The sequence below is a fragment of the Bradyrhizobium sp. 14AA genome (assembly GCF_054185205.1).
In genome coordinates this window covers 15,753-30,023 of record NZ_JAVAYM010000019.1, presented here as the reverse complement: position 1 = coordinate 30,023, position 14,271 = coordinate 15,753, and the positions used below count along the sequence as shown (strand labels likewise).

The following is a 14,271-nucleotide window of genomic DNA, read 5'->3' as shown; positions in this document are numbered from 1 at the left end:
CATCGGCGGTTCCGGTCGAAGCGCTCATTGGCTGGATGCTGCTGCTCACCTTCAAGCACATCATCGCCGATTTCGTCCTCCAGACCGCCTGGATGGCGCATGGCAAGGACCAGAAGCACGGCTGGGCCCTGCCGCTGCTCGTCCACTGCCTGATTCACCTCGCGGTTGCGTTGCCGCTGATCCTGATCGTCGCGCCGAAATTCTGGTTCGTGGCGTTCATCGACTTCTTGATCCACATCACGATCGACCGCGCCAAGGGGTTGGTCTCGGCCAATTTCGGTGTCGACCTTGCGCATCCCTGGTTCTGGACCCTGATCGGCGTCGATCAGGCGCTGCACCATCTCACCGGCTTTGGCCTTTCCATCTTCATGGCGGCGAACTGACGCCGGCGACGCTTGGCTGCGTGCTCGGCCTGCATGGTTCGAGACGCGCCGTAAGGCGGCGCTCCTCACCATGAGGGTTCCGGGATTTCGCCGCGAATCAAAACCTCATCCTGAGGGCCCGCCGAAGGCGGCGTCTCGAAGGATGGCCGCAGGGCTGCCCGCTCGGCGCCTCCGATTCGCGGCCAGGGCGCAAGGAACCCCGGGTGACTACCGGGCAGCGTGGTTAACCTTTCATTAGAGAATTGCGCTGCATCTTCCCCTCACGAGGGAGAACTGCAATGTTTTCAAGCCGCGACGCCTTTGAAAGCGATTTCTGCCCGGTCCGCGACGAACTCCTTGGCGAGATGTATCGCGCCAGCGAGAGTGGCCTGCCGAGGCTGGTTGAGAGTGTTTCCCCTGACGCGCGCGCCAGGCTGGCGCTGTTTTGCTATCGCCGCAGCCATCTGCACTCGCTGGCGGTTGCGATCGCAGCAAGCTGCAGCGAGCGTGACCTGATCGAGAATGGTGGCCGCGTCGGTTCCACGCTCTACGCGCTGTCGCGCGAGCGCACGGCGAAATCCTCGCCGCCGCTATCGGGTGGCCGCAAGCCGATCACGCTGTCGACCAAGCCGCTCTCGGTGCTCGCACCGCTGGACGACGAGATCGACGACGAAATCAGCGAAGCCGTTCCTGCTTAAGTAGCTTCGATCGCCGGCAAACCAAACTTCCGTCGCGCCATCGCGCATTCGGCGTCGCCCGGCATGCAGGTGCGGCACACCTCCGGCCGCACCGCATAGATGCCGCACGCGGTCGCTTTTCCGATGTCCCCCTGTAACGCCGAGCAGCGATCGCCCTCGCAACGCATGCCGGATTGGCGGTCGTTGATCAGCGCTTGCGGAATCGCGGCAAGCTCTTCGTCGCTCTCGATCGAAAAGCGCGGCCAGTTCTGCGAATAGCCGCAGCAGGCGCCGCAACTCTGGCAGAAGGTCGAGAGATCGATTGCTTCCGCCATCATCACGTATCCTTGGGCGGGCCCCAGACCAGGCTCTGCCGCCATCTTGCGCGCAGCACGTCGCGCCGCTCCGGATATCTCTCGTCGAGATAGTTCGCATCGACCACGCGGTCGGTGCGGAAGCTGCGGAAATCGCCGCGCAGCTCGCACCAGGCCGCGAGCAGGCGCACGGCTTCGAGATAGCCGACCGAAATCGGCCAGATCATGCGCTCGCTGGCGCGGCCCTGCTCGTCGCGATAGCGCAGCATGATCTTCTTGCCTTCGTGGATCTGGGTGCGCGTGCGCACCATGTCCAGACGGTCCGGCTCCCTGTTCCAGCTCGGCCGCGCGCGGCTCGCGGGCTCCAGCACGAAGGGCCGCAGGCGCTCGGGCACGGTGTCGGCGATCTTGGCCATCAGATCTTCGGCGGCGCGCGCCAGCGCGGAGTCGGCATGGCCCGCGACCCATTGCGCGCCCAGCACCGCCGCCTCGATCTCGTCGGGGGTCAGCATGAGAGGCGGAAGGTCGAAACCTTTCTCCAGGATGTAGCCCATGCCGGCTTCACCGCGGATCGGCACGCGCTGGCCGATCAGCGTCGCGATGTCGCGATAGATCGTGCGCTTCGAGGTTTCGAGCTCGGCCGCGATGGCGTCCGCCGTCAGCGGCTTACGCGTGCGCCTCAGCACCTGGATGATTTGAAACAGCCGGTCGGCGCGTCTCATGACGGTTCTCTTGTCGCTGGTCTTTTTAGAAGGCGGCGCGCGGCTGCTGACAGGATGTTGGCAGCAGGGGAGTTCTATACCGAGACAACACATCGACTGAAGAGGATTTGTCCATGATCATCCCAACCCATTTCGGCCCGGCCGTTCCGCTGTGGCGCGCCCAGATGTGGCAAGCTTGGGCGTTCAGCCGCCTCGTTTCACTCGATCTCATGGCCGTCGACCTCCGCTTTGCGCTGGCGAGCGTGGTTGCTCGCTCGCTGGTCCAGGCTGCGGACGCGCTGGTCCGTCACGTCATGGGCCGCGCCTGGCGGGGGGCCCGTTTCGCAGAAGATATCACGGCTGCTGCCACCATGGTGGCAGCAGCCGGTCGCTAGGTTCCATCAAGTTTGGCAGGTTCAGGAGAGCTTTCATGATCACGCTTTACGGCTTTGGCACTGGCTTCGGCCTGCCGGAAATCAGCCCCTTCGTCACCAAGACGGAGGTGCAGCTCAAGATGGCGGGATTGCCCTACCGGAAGGAGCGCGCGATGCCGCCCGCTTCGCCGAAGGGACAGCTGCCGTTCATCGACGACGGCGGCGAGGCGGTGGCCGATTCCACCTTCATCCGCGCGCATATCGAGCGCCGCTACGGCTTCGATTTCGACGCCGGCCTGTCGCAGGCCGAGCGCGCGCAGGCCTGGGCGTTCGAGCGGATGATCGAGCATCACGTCTATTGGGCGCTGGTCGGCGCGCGCTGGGTCGATCCGGTCAATTTCGCCAAGGGCCCTTCGCATTTCTTCGACGGCGCACCCGAGCACAACCGCGAGAAGCTGCGCGAGGACGCGCAATTCCGCGTCGCCGAGAACTATCTGCTCTCCGGCCTCGGTCGCCATGGGCCCGATGACGATGTCGACCTGGCCGTGCGTTCGTTGTTTGCGCTGTCGGTGCAACTCGGCGACAAGGCGTATCTGATGGGCAACAAGCCCTGCGGCGTCGATGCCACCGCCTTCGGTGCGCTCGCCGGGATCCTGACGCCGTTCTTCGAATCGGCCTTGCGCCAACGCGCGGAGGGATTTCCGAACCTCACCGCCTATGTCGACCGCATGATGGACAATTACTATCCCGAGTTCGCCTGGACCCCGCTGCGGCAGGCGGCGTGAGTCTCGATGAGTCTCGGCTAGCGCCTCGGCGGCGGTACGTTCCCTCCCCCACAAGGGGGGAGGGAAGGGAGAGAGCGCTGCTGTTGGCTTAACTCGATGCAACTTCACGAGCGCTAGTCTCAAACCAAACAAAAGAGCCGGCCCGATGGGCCGGCTCTCGTCGTCTCGAAACTTTCGCTGTGTCTATTTCACCAGCGTGTACTTGCCGTTCTTCACCGTCAGCAGGATGCGCGAGCGCTCGTCGAGGCCGTAGCGGTCCTTTTCGGTGAAGTTGTAGACGCCCTGGCTCGCCGCCAGTTCCCTCTCCGACAGCAGCGCCTGGCGGATGGCTTCGCGGAATTCCGGCGTGCCGGGCTTGGCCGTCTTTAGTGCCGCCGGAATGATGCGCTTGAGGATCTCGAACGCGTCATAGGAATGACCGGCGAACTGGCTGCGGCTGTTCGGGCCGTACTTGGCTTCATAGGCCGTGTTGAGCGCGAGGCCCGGCTTCTTGGTGGCGGCCTCGTCCGGCTGGTCCTCGGGATCCATCACGGGACCGGAGGCCATCAGCACGCCTTCCGCCGCTTTGCCGGCGATGCGGATGAAGTCCATGCTGGCAGCGCCGTGGGTCTGGTAAATCAGGCCCTGATAGCCACGCTCGCGCAGCTCTGTCTGGGGCAGTGCGGCCGCGGTGCCGGACGCGCCGACCAGGATCGCGTCGGGATTGGCGGCGACGAGCTTGAGCACCTGTCCGGTCACCGACGTATCGGGACGGGCGAAGCGCTCCTCGTCGACGATGGTCATGCCCATCGGCACGGCCTGTGCCTTCAAATCGTTGAACCAGAGGTCGCCATAGGAGTCGGAATAGCCGATATAGCCGAGGGTCTTGATGCCCTTCGACTTCATGTGGTCGTACAGCACCTTGCCCACGATCGGGATCGGTTGCGGCATCGCCACCGACCACTTCATTCGCTCCGGCGTGATCGGGAACGGCGCGAGGCCGAAATGCGGAATGCCGGCTTCATTGGCGACGTTGGAGACCGCGATCGTCGGCGGGGTCAGCGCCGAACCCATGATGATGTCGGCCTTGGATTCGGTCACGAAGCGGCGGGCGTTGGTGGTCGCGGTGGTGGGATCGCCGCCGTCGTCGAGCACGATCACCTTCAGCGGCACGCCGCCGATTTCCTTCGGCACGAATTCCAGCGCATTGCGCTCGGGGATGCCGAGAGCTGCGCCCGGGCCGGTCGTCGTGGTGGTGATGCCAATGGTGATTTCGCTGGTCTGGGCCAATGCGGGCAGCGCCGGCAGGGCAAGTGTCGCGGCAGTGATGGCCGCGGTCAGGTAAAAGCGTTTCATCTATTCCTCCCTTTATGTGTTCTTTGAAAGCAGAAATCGGGGGGTAATTCAGCCCCCTCTTTTGGCGATGCGGCGATTTAGCTTCCCGTGAATTTGGCGACCATTTCCGCCGGGAATGGTGCCGATTTCAGCTTCTCGGGATTGGCGGGATCGCGGCCGACGAGGACGCGGGTCTCGAAACCCTCGATCGCCAGCGCATCGCCCTTGTAGACGTTGTGCTTCACCTCGAAGCTCGAGCGCTTGATGCTCTCGATCTTCGTCTCGATGGTGATCCAGTCGCCATAGGTCGAGGGGATGTAGAACTTGGACCGCGTGTCGACCATGGGGATGCCCACCAGGCCGTATTTGCGGACCAGGTCCTGCTTGGAGAACCCGGCGACCTCGAACAAGGTCGACGTCGAGTCGTCGAACATCGCGAAATAGCGCGGGTAATAGACGATGTTGGCGGGGTCGCAATCGCCCCACTGGATCTGTACGTCGCGCCGGTTCACGAACATGCGTCGCGCGTCCTTACTTGGGCGCCATGCGCAGCGAGCCGTCGAGGCGCACTACTTCGCCGTTCAGGTACGAGTTCTCGACCATGTGCAGCGCGAGCGCGGCGAACTCGTCGGCGTGGCCGAGCCGGCGCGGGAAGGGGATCGCGGCGGCGAGCGAATCCTGGGCTTCCTGCGGCAGGTTCGCGAGCAGCGGCGTGAGGAACAGGCCGGGTGCGATGGTCAGCACGCGGACGCCGAACTGCGCGAGCTCGCGCGCGATCGGCAGCGTCATGCCGACGATGCCGCCCTTGGAGGCCGAATAGGCCGACTGGCCGATCTGGCCGTCATAGGCCGCGACGGACGCCGTGTTGATGATGACGCCGCGCTCGCCGCTCGCCTGCGGCTCGAGCTTGGACATCTCGGTGGCGGCAAGGCGCAGCATGTTGAAGGTGCCGATCAGATTGACCTTGATCACCTTGTCGAAATCGGCGAGCGCCATCGGGCCGTCGCGGCCGACGACGCGCTTGGCCACACCGATGCCGGCGCAGTTGACCAGCACGCGCGCCGGGCCATGGGCCTTGGTCGCCTGCGCGATCGCGGCTTCAGCGGAGGCGGCGTCGGAGACGTCGCAGGTGATCGCCACGCCCTTGATCTCGGCGGCAACGGTTTCGGCGAGCTTGGCGTTGAGGTCGCACACCGCGACCTTGGCGCCCTGCGCCGCCAGTTTTCGCGCGGTGGCAGCGCCCAGCCCTGATGCGCCGCCGGTGACGATGGCTGCCTGATCCTTCAACAACATGGCGTTCTCCTGTAGCGATGATTTCTTACCCGACCGATATCACACGGTCGGACGGATTGGCAGCGTAGAGCTCGTCGATCAATGCGGCGCGATGTTCCAGCACGGCGCGCTGGTTGATCGAGCCCTTGTCGGTGACCTCGCCCTTGTCGATCGAGAGCGGCGTGTCCATCAGGATCGCGCGCGTGATCCGGGTCGACGAGCCGGTGGCTTGGCTGAGGAAGCGGGTCAGGCGCTCGCGAAACGCCTCGCGCACCAGCCGGTCGCGCGTCGCGACGACGAGATCGTCGCTCGGCAGCGTCGGGTTGATCAGGCGGCAGCCGTCGAGGTCGAGCACGACGAGCGCGGAGACTTCGTCGCGGTTGATGCCGGCGATGACGACGTCGCGCACCAGCGGGGCGCAGGCCGCCGTGAGCCGCGCGCGCAGCGGGCCGACGCTGACCCAGGTGCCGCTCGCGAGCTTGAAGTCTTCACCGACACGGCCGTCGAAATCGAATCCGGCGTTAAGATCGTCAGGATCGGCGGGCTTGAGCGCATCCCCCATCTTGTAAAATCCCTCCTCGTCGAAGGATTTCGCGCTGATGTCGGGTTGGCGCCAGTAGCCGGGCATCACGTTCGGCCCCTTGGCGCGCACTTCCAGCTTGCCGTTGTTCGGAACCAGCTTGGCATCGTTGCCTGATACGGGCAGGCCGACATGGCCGGAGCGGCTGGTACGCGGATTGACCGACATGAAGAACGGCGCGGTCTCGGTCGCCCCGAGGCCGGTCAGCATCGGCACGCGGTAGCCTTTTTCCTTCACCGCGAGCTCGTCGAGGCTGTCCCAGATGAAGGGCGACAGCGCCGCACCCGAGAAGAACATCGCGTGCAGCCGGTCGAAGAACCTTGCGCGCAGGCCCTGGTCGTCGCGCAAATAGGGCAGCAGCGATTCATAGCCCTTGGGCACGTTGAAATAGACCGTCGGCGAAATCTCCTGGAGATTGCGCACGGTCTCCTCGATGCCGCCGGGCATCGGCTTGCCGGCGTCCAGATACATCGAGCCGCCGTTGTAGAGCGTCAGCCCGATATTGTGATTGCCGCCAAAAGTGTGATTCCAGGGCAGCCAGTCGATGATGACGGGTGGCTCGTCCTTGAGGAAGGCGAGCGTCTCGCGCAGCATCACCTGGTTGGCGCAGATCATGCGCTGGGTGTTGATGACCGCCTTGGGATTGCCGGTCGAGCCCGAGGTCAGCAGGAATTTTGCGATGGTATCGGGACCGATCCTGTTGTGCACCTCGTCGAGATCGGCGTGGATCGGCGTCGCCATGAGGTCGGCGAGCAGCGTGACGTCGCGGCCCGGGACGCTGCCGTAGGACGCGGCGATCTCGGTGCCGAGCGACACGTTGGCGGCGAGCGCGTCCGAGAATTTGTCGGCATCCTCGGCGAAGACGAGGCCAGGCGTCAGCAGCTTCATCAGGTAAGAGAGCTTGCCGTAATCCTTCGACACCAGCGAATAGGCCGGCGACACCGGGCAGAACGGAATGCCGGCATAATATGCGCCGAACGCCAGCAATGCGTGGTCGATCGAGTTGCCGGAGAGGATCACGACTGGCCGCTCCGCCGATAGGCCGCGTGCAATCAGGCCTGACGCGATGTGCCGGCTGGCGGTGAGCAGCTCGGCGTAAGTGATCTTGCGCCAGCCGCGGCCGCCTTCGCGTTCCGCCATGAAGACGCGGTCAGGCGTCGTCGCCGCCCAGTGATGCAGGCGGTCGGTGATGCGGACGGGATAATCGCCGAGCGGCTGTTGGGGCCGCAGGTAGATCGTGCCGTCGTCGCGACGCTCGATGTTGACGACGGGATCGCCGAACGAAATGGGCCGCAGCGGGAAAGTGCTCGCGCCGCGCTCCGTGCTGGAAGAGGACGGCTGCGCGCTCATGATTTCGGCTTCACCTTTGCGGTCTTGTGTTCGAGGAATTCGCGGATCCTGCGCTTGGCCTCTTTATCGCTCTGCGCGACGGTCGCCATCAGCGATTCCATCAGGAGGCCGGTCTGCGGATTGGCTTCCGCGATCATCGGAAGCGCCTGGAGCACGGCGAAATTCGTCAGTGGCGCGTTGGAGGCGATCTTGGTCGCAAGCTCCAGCGCCTTGCCGAGCCCGTTGCCGGTCTCCGTCAGATATTGCGCAAAGCCGTAGGAGGCGCCTTCAGTCGCGCTGTAGACGCGGCCCGTCAGCATCATGTCCATCATCCTGGCGACGCCGATCAGCCGCGGCAGCCGCACCGAGCCGCCGCCGCCGACGAAGATGCCGCGCTGCCCCTCCGGCAGCGCGAAATAGGTCGAGGGTTCGGCGACGCGGATATGCGCCGAGCAGGCAAGCTCCAGCCCGCCGCCGATCACGGCGCCCCTGAGGGCTGCGATCACGGGCACGCGGCTGTACTGGATGCGGTCGAACACCCGGTGCCACATCTGGGAATGGAGCAGGCCGCCGGTCGCGTCATGCTCGGTCAGCTCGGAGAGGTCGAGGCCGCTGGAGAAATGGTCGCCGATGCCGTGGATGACGACCGCGCCGATATCCTCGGGCAGGGAGGCAAAGCACTCGCCGATTTCCAGGATGATGCCGTCGTTAAGCGCATTGCGTTTCGCCGGCCGGTTCAGGCCCACGGTCAGGACCCGGTCCGCCCGTTCGATCCTCAAAAGCCCGGAGGCGCCCGCGTCAGCGGTCTCGGCGTTTCCCTGTGTCATTTGCGTCCTTATCAGAATAGTTATATTCTATAACGAATTTCGGGGGAGTCAAGGTGGGGAGCAGAGCCCCGGCCAGTTTAGGCGCTCCAAATTGGGCGCCGGGACGACAAGCGTGGAGCGTTGAAAAGCAGCCCGACCGTTCACATTACCTGATGCACGTCGATCACCACGCGATCCGCATGCCGCGCGGCTGAGCCGACAAAGATGTGCTGCATCAGCCAGCGGTAGTTCTCGTGCCCGGTCTCGAACTTCGGCACGGTGCGGAAATAGATCAGCTTGGGGTCGACCGGCTCGCCGCGTTTGAGTTTCTGCAACAGTTCGACCGGGCCGAAGCGTAGGCCCTTGTTCTCGACATAGACAGTGGCGCCGTCGTCGGTCTCGAAGGCGTATTTCGCCTCGAGATCGATCAGCTCGTTGGGACGGATGGTCTGGAAGTCGGCGCCGAACGGCAGCACACGGCCGGTGACCGCGCCCGTCACCTCGCCGCCGATGATCGGGATGATGCGGCGAACGCCGATGCCGGTCTCACCGGCGGTGACGACGTCGCCGATTTTAGCGGTGATGGTGAAGACGTATCTGGTCTCTAGCGTCGGCGTGGTCATCGCTCCACCTCGTCAATGCGCCATCATCCGCGTCGGCAGCCACGTCGCCAGCAGCGGGAAGGCGATCAGGATCACGAGGCGCACGAGGTCGGTCGCCACGAACGGGATCACGCCCTTGAAGATGGTGGAGAAGGAGACATCCTTCACCACGCTCTTGATGACGAAGACGTTCATCCCCACAGGAGGGTGAATCAGGCCGAGCTCGACCGTCATGACGATGATGACGCCGAACCAGATTGGGTCGAAGCCGAGATGCGTGATCACGGGGAAGATGATCGGCACGGTCAGGATGATCATCGCCATCGCGTCCATCAGGCAGCCGAGCACGAGATACATCACCATGATCAGCGCCAGCACGCCGTAGGAGCCGAGGCCGAGGCCGGTGAGGAACTCGGTTACCTTCTGCGGCGTCTGCGTCACCGTGAGGAAATAGCCGAAGATCAGCGCGCCGATCAGCACGGTGAAGACGGCGGCCGCGGTGCGCGTCGCCTGGAGCAGCGAGGCCAGGATCTTCTCGCGGTCGAGCCGTCCCGTTAGCACGCCGATGATGAAGGCGCCCGCGGCGCCGACGCCGCCGGCTTCCGTCGGCGTGAAGCGCGGCAGATAGGGCAGGCCGTAGAGGCCGCCGATCACGAACACGAACAGCAGCACCGGCGCCCAGATATCCTTCAGTCCGGCAAAGCGCTCGCGCCACGGCAGCACCTTGCCCTTGGGCAGGAAGTCGGGCCGGAAATAGCCGATCAGGAAGATCGTGATCATGTACATGGTCATCGCCAGCAGGCCCGGGATGATGCCGGCGATGAATAGTTTGCCGATGTCCTGCTCGGTGATGATGCCGTAGACCGCGAGCACGGTGGAGGGCGGCAGCATCGCGCCCAGCGTGCCGCCGGCGGCGATCACGCCGGTCGCAAAGGATTGCGGGTAGCCGAAGCGGCGCATCTCGGGATAGGCGACCGCAGAGAAGGTCGCGGCGGTCGCCACCGACGAGCCGCAGATCGCGGCAAAACCGCCACAGGCGCCGACGGTCGCAATGCCGAGCCCGCCGCGCAAGTGTCCGACAAAGCCGTTGGCGGCGCGGAACAGCTCGCGGCTCATGCCGGAATTGGAGACGAAGGACCCCATCAGCAGGAACATCGGGATGACGCCGAACGTGTAGTCGGTGACCGTGCGCATCGAGGTCTGGCCGACCAGCTTCAGCGCCGGCGTCGCGCCGACGAGATAGGAGAAACCGGAGACGCCGACGAGGCCCATGGCCATGCCGACGGGCACGCGCAGCAGCATCAGCGCGAACAGTGAAACGAAGCCGAGAACGGCGACGGCATCGGTGCTCATGATTACTCCGTCGCCTTCAGCTTGGGGTCGTGCATCTCTTCGGGATGGAAGATCAGCCGGTAGGTGCGGATCGCGATCAGCAGCACGGCCGAGACGTCGCCGATCCAGGCGATCGCGAAGAACGGCCAGGTCGGCATATGCATGTCGAAGGTCTGGACGTTGTCGTTGTAGGTGCCGCGCACCTTGTCGAACAGCGTCCAGGTTTGCACGGTCACCACGAACAGCAACACGAGCGTCGCGAACACGTCGATCCAGCGCTGATAGCGCGGCCCGACATTGCCCCAGACGAGATCGACCGTGATGTGCGTGCCGCGATAGGAGGTCGCGGCGATGCCCCAGAAGATCAGGATGCCGAGCAGCATGCGGCCGATGTCGAAGCTATCGGGGATCGAATAGTTCAGCGTGTTGCGCAGCAGCACCGACAGGAAGATGTCGAGCGCGACGATGCCGACGAAGCCGGCCGCGATCCATTCGATCGTATCGATCACGCGATCCATCCAGGCGCGCTTCATGGGGGGATCCTATTCAAGATAAGTACGGGTTGCATCCGCGACGGTGCTGCGCTCCCTCTCCCGCAAGCGGGAGAGGTGCAGCGAGTGCGCGGCCGCAGCTTGGCCTCACTCCGCCAGCGCGTTGTACTTCTTCAGCGAGGCCTTGAGCTCCGCGAGCGCGACGTCCGGATCGGCGCCGGCCTTCTTGGCGCCGTCGGACCAGGTCTTGACCAGCGGCTCGGCGGCTTTCTTCCAGGCCGCGGTCTGTTCGGGCGTCAGCTTGTAGACCTCGTGGCCTTCTTCCGCCTTCACCTTGTCGATGCCGGCGTCCTCGAACTTGCCCCAGTGCTCGCCGACCACGCCCGCCATCTCGACCGTGCAGTTCTTGTCGATCGCGGCCTTCTGCTTGTCGGACATCGCATTGTACTTGTCCTTGTTGATCACGAACACGAAGGTCGTGGTGTAGAGCGGCGCCTCCATGTCGTACTTGGTCACCTTGTCGATGCCGAACAGCACCAGGGAGCCCCAGGGGAAGGTGACGCCGTCGGCGACGCCGCGTTCGATGATGTCGCGGACTTCGGGTGCGGACGACTGCACATTGGTGCCGCCAAGCGAGGTGACGAAGTTGGCCATGGTGGCGTGGGCGGGACGAATCTTCAGGCCCTTCACGTCCTCGGGCGCCACGATCTTCTTGGTCTTGGAATGGAAGGAGGAGGGCGAGTGGACGAAGGCGAGGCAGTATTTGACGTCCTTCATCTCCTTCTCGGCATATTTGCGATACCAGGCGTCCAGCCCCATCGAGCCGCCCTTGGCGTCGGAGATCAGGAACGGCAATTCGCCGGCGCCGACGATCGGGAAGCGGCCGGGCTGGTAGCCGGGATTGACGTAGGTCACGTCGGCGATGCCGTCGCGCGCCATGTCGTAATGGTCGAACGCCTTGCCCATCTGCTGGGCCGGAAACACCTTGCCCGTGATGGTGCCGCCGGAATCCTTGTTCACCGCGGCCGCCCAGTCTTCCAGCGATTTTTGCAGCGGATGCGAGGCGGGCACCCAGTGCGAGATCTTCAGGTCGAAGGTCTTGTCCTGCGCGAACGCAGGGCTCACGCTTGCTGCCAGTAGCAAAGCCAGACAGGCTTTTCTCATCACGCGTCTCTCCTTGTTGTCGACGGCGGGCTTCGATGGCCCGGTCTCATTAATTAACATGTTATATAATTGGCCGGCGTGTTCAAGCCGGAACTGGCGCCTCGTCTACGTCAGCCATGTTGCATGGATTTGTCGCGCTGCGGCGGCGACGCGCTCTCCCCTTTTTGCCCAACCGTTATATGATATAATTATCGACTGCGGATCGACGCGACAAGCGCGTCCGCGCCGCACCCTACAAAATCGGGAGGAGCAAGTATTGCGGACAAAAGTCGCAATCATCGGGGCCGGGCCGGCCGGATTGTTGCTAGGGCAACTGCTGCACGCCTACGGCATCGACAATGTCATTCTGGAGCGGCAGAGCCCGGACTACGTGCTCGGCCGCATCCGCGCCGGCCTGCTCGAGGAGGGGACCGTCGCGCTGCTCGACCAGATCGGCGCGAGCGCGCGGGCGCATGCCGAAGGCCTGCTGCATGAAGGCATCGAGCTCGCCTTTTCCGGCCGCCGTCACCGTATCGACATGAAGGCTGCGACCGGCAAGACGGTCATGATCTACGGCCAGACCGAGGTCACGCTCGACCTGATGAATGCGCGCAAGGCGGCGGGCCTCACGTCCGTCTACGAGGCCAAGGACGTGCAGCCGCATGATTTCGACGGCAGTCACCCGCGCGTAACCTGGGTCAAGGACGGCGTCACCCACACGCTCGATTGCGATTTCATCGCCGGCTGCGACGGTTTCCACGGCGTCAGCCGCGCCAGCGTCCCGGCCACGGCCATCGAGGAGTTCGAGCGGGTCTATCCGTTCGGCTGGCTCGGCATTTTGTCGGACACCCCGCCGGTCAGCCATGAGCTGATCTACTCCAATCACGCCCGCGGCTTTGCGCTCTGCACCATGCGCTCGACCAAACGCAGCCGCTACTATGTGCAGTGTCCGCTCGACGACCATGTCGACCAGTGGCCCGATGAGCGCTTCTGGGACGAATTGAAGAGCCGGCTCGATCAGGAGGCGGCGGACAGCCTCGTGACGGGTCCCTCGATCGAGAAGAGCATCGCACCCTTGCGCAGCTTCGTTGCCGAGCCGATGCGTTTCGGCCGGATGTTCCTGTGCGGCGACGCCGCCCACATCGTGCCGCCGACCGGCGCCAAGGGCCTGAACCTTGCCGCCAGCGACGCGCATTACCTGTCGAGCGCGCTGCGCGAATTCTACGACGAGAAATCCAGCGCCGGCATCGACGCCTATTCCACCACGGCGCTGGCCCGCGTCTGGAAGGCCGTGCGCTTCTCCTGGTGGATGACCTCGATGCTGCACAAATTCCCCGACACCGGCACCATCGGCGCGCGCATCCAGCTCGCCGAGCTCGACTACGTCACGCAGTCGCAGGCCGCAATGACGTCGCTGTCGGAGAATTACGTGGGGCTGCCGTTTTAAGACGGTACCGTAGAGACGGTGCCGTAGGGTGGGTTAGCCGCGCGGCGGCGCGAAGCGCAGTCGCGCGGCGTAACCCACCTCTTCTGCTTCCGCGGATATAGACAGTGGTGGGTTACGCCTTCGGCTAACCCACCCTACGGCCCTGTCATCGCGGCGCCATCCATTTCAAACACCCGCGCAAATCCCGTTTAAAACTTTGTAGGCGGTGAAACCGTCATCCATATCGCGTTCAATGCTGGCGACACGGCAACGCGAGATATTCATGACCTCCCCCGACATTCCCGACGGCTTCGAGCCGCTGTTTCGCAAGAGCCCTCTCACCGAGCCCTGGGAGCCGCTTTACTCAAGGAAGACCGACAAGGCCGTCATCATCGGCCTCCGGCTGGCGAAGCCGCATACCAACGGCCGCGGGCTGATCCATGGCGGCCTCATCACGGCGCTCGCCGACAACGCCATGGGCTATAGCTGCGCTCAGGCGACGGGTTGGACCACGTCGTTCGTGACGGTCTCGCTCTCGGTCGATTTCGTCGGCTCCGCCGAGATCGGCCAGTGGTGTTCGATCGAGAGCGACGTGATCAAGACCGGCAAGACGATCTGCTTCGCGCAGTGCCTGATCAAGGCCGACGATGTCGTGATCGCGCGCGCAAGCGGGACGTTCCGCGTGGTACCGAAGAAGGGGTGATCCCCGCCTTCTCCGTGTCCCGGACGCGGTGCGGCGCGAAGTGCCGCTCCGCAGAGCCGA

General features: G+C 64.3%; 17 protein-coding genes. 6 read left to right on the top strand and 11 right to left on the bottom strand.

Annotated features, from left to right (window positions below):
* The first annotated feature begins 35 nt into the window (after window positions 1-35).
* Together RAD15_RS28870 and RAD15_RS28865 are read left to right on the top strand one after the other, a co-directional pair.
* On the top strand, window positions 36-383 hold the full coding sequence (locus RAD15_RS28870) for a DUF3307 domain-containing protein (protein WP_458181758.1): 348 nt from the start codon (window positions 36-38) through the stop codon (window positions 381-383).
* 278 nt (window positions 384-661) lie between these two features.
* Window positions 662-1,060 carry a hypothetical protein gene (locus RAD15_RS28865; RefSeq protein WP_458181606.1) on the top strand — a complete coding sequence of 133 codons (399 nt, stop codon included), beginning with the start codon at window positions 662-664 and terminating at the stop codon, window positions 1,058-1,060.
* On the opposite strand, the gene RAD15_RS28860 is transcribed toward RAD15_RS28865, so the two are convergent.
* Both RAD15_RS28860 and RAD15_RS28855 read right to left on the bottom strand, forming a co-directional pair.
* Window positions 1,057-1,377, bottom strand: a complete 321-nt coding sequence (locus RAD15_RS28860) for a YkgJ family cysteine cluster protein (protein ID WP_458181605.1) — start codon at window positions 1,375-1,377, stop codon at window positions 1,057-1,059. The two genes, RAD15_RS28865 and RAD15_RS28860, sit on opposite strands and share 4 nt — an antisense overlap.
* The gene (locus RAD15_RS28855; RefSeq protein WP_026202551.1) at window positions 1,377-2,075 is read right to left on the bottom strand and encodes a helix-turn-helix transcriptional regulator; all 699 of its coding nucleotides are present in this window, start codon (window positions 2,073-2,075) and stop codon (window positions 1,377-1,379) included. The genes RAD15_RS28860 and RAD15_RS28855 overlap by 1 nt, the downstream gene beginning before the upstream one ends.
* Window positions 2,076-2,188: 113 nt before the next feature.
* Between RAD15_RS28855 and RAD15_RS28850 the strand changes: the two genes are divergently transcribed.
* Window positions 2,189-2,449 carry a hypothetical protein gene (locus RAD15_RS28850; RefSeq protein ID WP_458181604.1) on the top strand — a complete coding sequence of 87 codons (261 nt, stop codon included), beginning with the start codon at window positions 2,189-2,191 and terminating at the stop codon, window positions 2,447-2,449.
* Window positions 2,450-2,484: 35 nt separating this feature from the next.
* A complete protein-coding gene (locus RAD15_RS28845; RefSeq protein ID WP_458181603.1) occupies window positions 2,485-3,213 on the top strand; it encodes a glutathione S-transferase family protein in 729 nt (242 codons plus the stop codon).
* 183 nt (window positions 3,214-3,396) lie between these two features.
* Here RAD15_RS28845 and RAD15_RS28840 read toward each other — a convergent pair whose 3' ends face one another.
* From RAD15_RS28840 to RAD15_RS28800, 9 genes are all read right to left on the bottom strand, one after another.
* The gene (locus RAD15_RS28840) at window positions 3,397-4,548 is read right to left on the bottom strand and encodes an ABC transporter substrate-binding protein (RefSeq protein ID WP_458181602.1); all 1,152 of its coding nucleotides are present in this window, start codon (window positions 4,546-4,548) and stop codon (window positions 3,397-3,399) included.
* 77 nt (window positions 4,549-4,625) lie between these two features.
* The gene (locus tag RAD15_RS28835) at window positions 4,626-5,045 is read right to left on the bottom strand and encodes an acyl-CoA thioesterase (RefSeq protein WP_458181601.1); all 420 of its coding nucleotides are present in this window, start codon (window positions 5,043-5,045) and stop codon (window positions 4,626-4,628) included.
* A gap of 13 nt (window positions 5,046-5,058) precedes the next feature.
* Window positions 5,059-5,820 (bottom strand): SDR family NAD(P)-dependent oxidoreductase, encoded by a 762-nt coding sequence (locus RAD15_RS28830; RefSeq protein WP_458181600.1) that lies wholly within the window; start codon window positions 5,818-5,820, stop codon window positions 5,059-5,061.
* Window positions 5,821-5,845: 25 nt separating this feature from the next.
* Complete coding sequence (locus tag RAD15_RS28825) at window positions 5,846-7,729, bottom strand: feruloyl-CoA synthase (protein WP_458181599.1); 1,884 nt, start codon at window positions 7,727-7,729, stop codon at window positions 5,846-5,848.
* Complete coding sequence (locus tag RAD15_RS28820) at window positions 7,726-8,535, bottom strand: crotonase/enoyl-CoA hydratase family protein (protein ID WP_458181598.1); 810 nt, start codon at window positions 8,533-8,535, stop codon at window positions 7,726-7,728. The genes RAD15_RS28825 and RAD15_RS28820 overlap by 4 nt, the downstream gene beginning before the upstream one ends.
* Window positions 8,536-8,675: 140 nt before the next feature.
* Entirely contained in the window at window positions 8,676-9,137 is a 462-nt protein-coding gene (locus RAD15_RS28815) for a DUF3237 domain-containing protein (RefSeq protein WP_458181597.1), read from the bottom strand.
* Window positions 9,138-9,149: 12 nt separating this feature from the next.
* Complete coding sequence (locus RAD15_RS28810) at window positions 9,150-10,469, bottom strand: TRAP transporter large permease (RefSeq protein ID WP_458181596.1); 1,320 nt, start codon at window positions 10,467-10,469, stop codon at window positions 9,150-9,152.
* Window positions 10,470-10,471: 2 nt separating this feature from the next.
* Window positions 10,472-10,981: a TRAP transporter small permease gene (locus RAD15_RS28805; protein ID WP_458181595.1), complete on the bottom strand. Its 510-nt coding sequence runs from the start codon at window positions 10,979-10,981 to the stop codon at window positions 10,472-10,474.
* A gap of 105 nt (window positions 10,982-11,086) precedes the next feature.
* Entirely contained in the window at window positions 11,087-12,103 is a 1,017-nt protein-coding gene (locus RAD15_RS28800; RefSeq protein ID WP_458181594.1) for a TRAP transporter substrate-binding protein, read from the bottom strand.
* 256 nt (window positions 12,104-12,359) lie between these two features.
* On the opposite strand from RAD15_RS28800, the gene pobA reads away from it, so the two are divergent.
* Window positions 12,360-13,529: a 4-hydroxybenzoate 3-monooxygenase gene (gene pobA, locus RAD15_RS28795; RefSeq protein ID WP_458181593.1), complete on the top strand. Its 1,170-nt coding sequence runs from the start codon at window positions 12,360-12,362 to the stop codon at window positions 13,527-13,529.
* Window positions 13,530-13,791: 262 nt separating this feature from the next.
* Entirely contained in the window at window positions 13,792-14,211 is a 420-nt protein-coding gene (locus RAD15_RS28790; protein ID WP_458181592.1) for a PaaI family thioesterase, read from the top strand.
* The last annotated feature ends 60 nt before the right edge of the window (window positions 14,212-14,271 follow it).

Coding starts and splice junctions, on each gene's coding strand:
- RAD15_RS28835 (WP_458181601.1), bottom strand. CDS start 5,045: ATGTTCGTGAACCGGCGCGACGTACAGATCCAGTGGGGCGATTGCGAC.
- RAD15_RS28845 (WP_458181603.1), top strand. CDS start 2,485: ATGATCACGCTTTACGGCTTTGGCACTGGCTTCGGCCTGCCGGAAATC.
- RAD15_RS28850 (WP_458181604.1), top strand. CDS start 2,189: ATGATCATCCCAACCCATTTCGGCCCGGCCGTTCCGCTGTGGCGCGCC.
- RAD15_RS28830 (WP_458181600.1), bottom strand. CDS start 5,820: ATGTTGTTGAAGGATCAGGCAGCCATCGTCACCGGCGGCGCATCAGGG.
- RAD15_RS28805 (WP_458181595.1), bottom strand. CDS start 10,981: ATGAAGCGCGCCTGGATGGATCGCGTGATCGATACGATCGAATGGATC.
- RAD15_RS28855 (WP_026202551.1), bottom strand. CDS start 2,075: ATGAGACGCGCCGACCGGCTGTTTCAAATCATCCAGGTGCTGAGGCGC.
- RAD15_RS28800 (WP_458181594.1), bottom strand. CDS start 12,103: ATGAGAAAAGCCTGTCTGGCTTTGCTACTGGCAGCAAGCGTGAGCCCT.
- RAD15_RS28815 (WP_458181597.1), bottom strand. CDS start 9,137: ATGACCACGCCGACGCTAGAGACCAGATACGTCTTCACCATCACCGCT.
- RAD15_RS28840 (WP_458181602.1), bottom strand. CDS start 4,548: ATGAAACGCTTTTACCTGACCGCGGCCATCACTGCCGCGACACTTGCC.
- RAD15_RS28860 (WP_458181605.1), bottom strand. CDS start 1,377: ATGATGGCGGAAGCAATCGATCTCTCGACCTTCTGCCAGAGTTGCGGC.
- RAD15_RS28870 (WP_458181758.1), top strand. CDS start 36: ATGCTGCTGCTCACCTTCAAGCACATCATCGCCGATTTCGTCCTCCAG.
- RAD15_RS28820 (WP_458181598.1), bottom strand. CDS start 8,535: ATGACACAGGGAAACGCCGAGACCGCTGACGCGGGCGCCTCCGGGCTT.
- RAD15_RS28810 (WP_458181596.1), bottom strand. CDS start 10,469: ATGAGCACCGATGCCGTCGCCGTTCTCGGCTTCGTTTCACTGTTCGCG.
- RAD15_RS28790 (WP_458181592.1), top strand. CDS start 13,792: ATGACCTCCCCCGACATTCCCGACGGCTTCGAGCCGCTGTTTCGCAAG.
- RAD15_RS28825 (WP_458181599.1), bottom strand. CDS start 7,729: ATGAGCGCGCAGCCGTCCTCTTCCAGCACGGAGCGCGGCGCGAGCACT.
- RAD15_RS28865 (WP_458181606.1), top strand. CDS start 662: ATGTTTTCAAGCCGCGACGCCTTTGAAAGCGATTTCTGCCCGGTCCGC.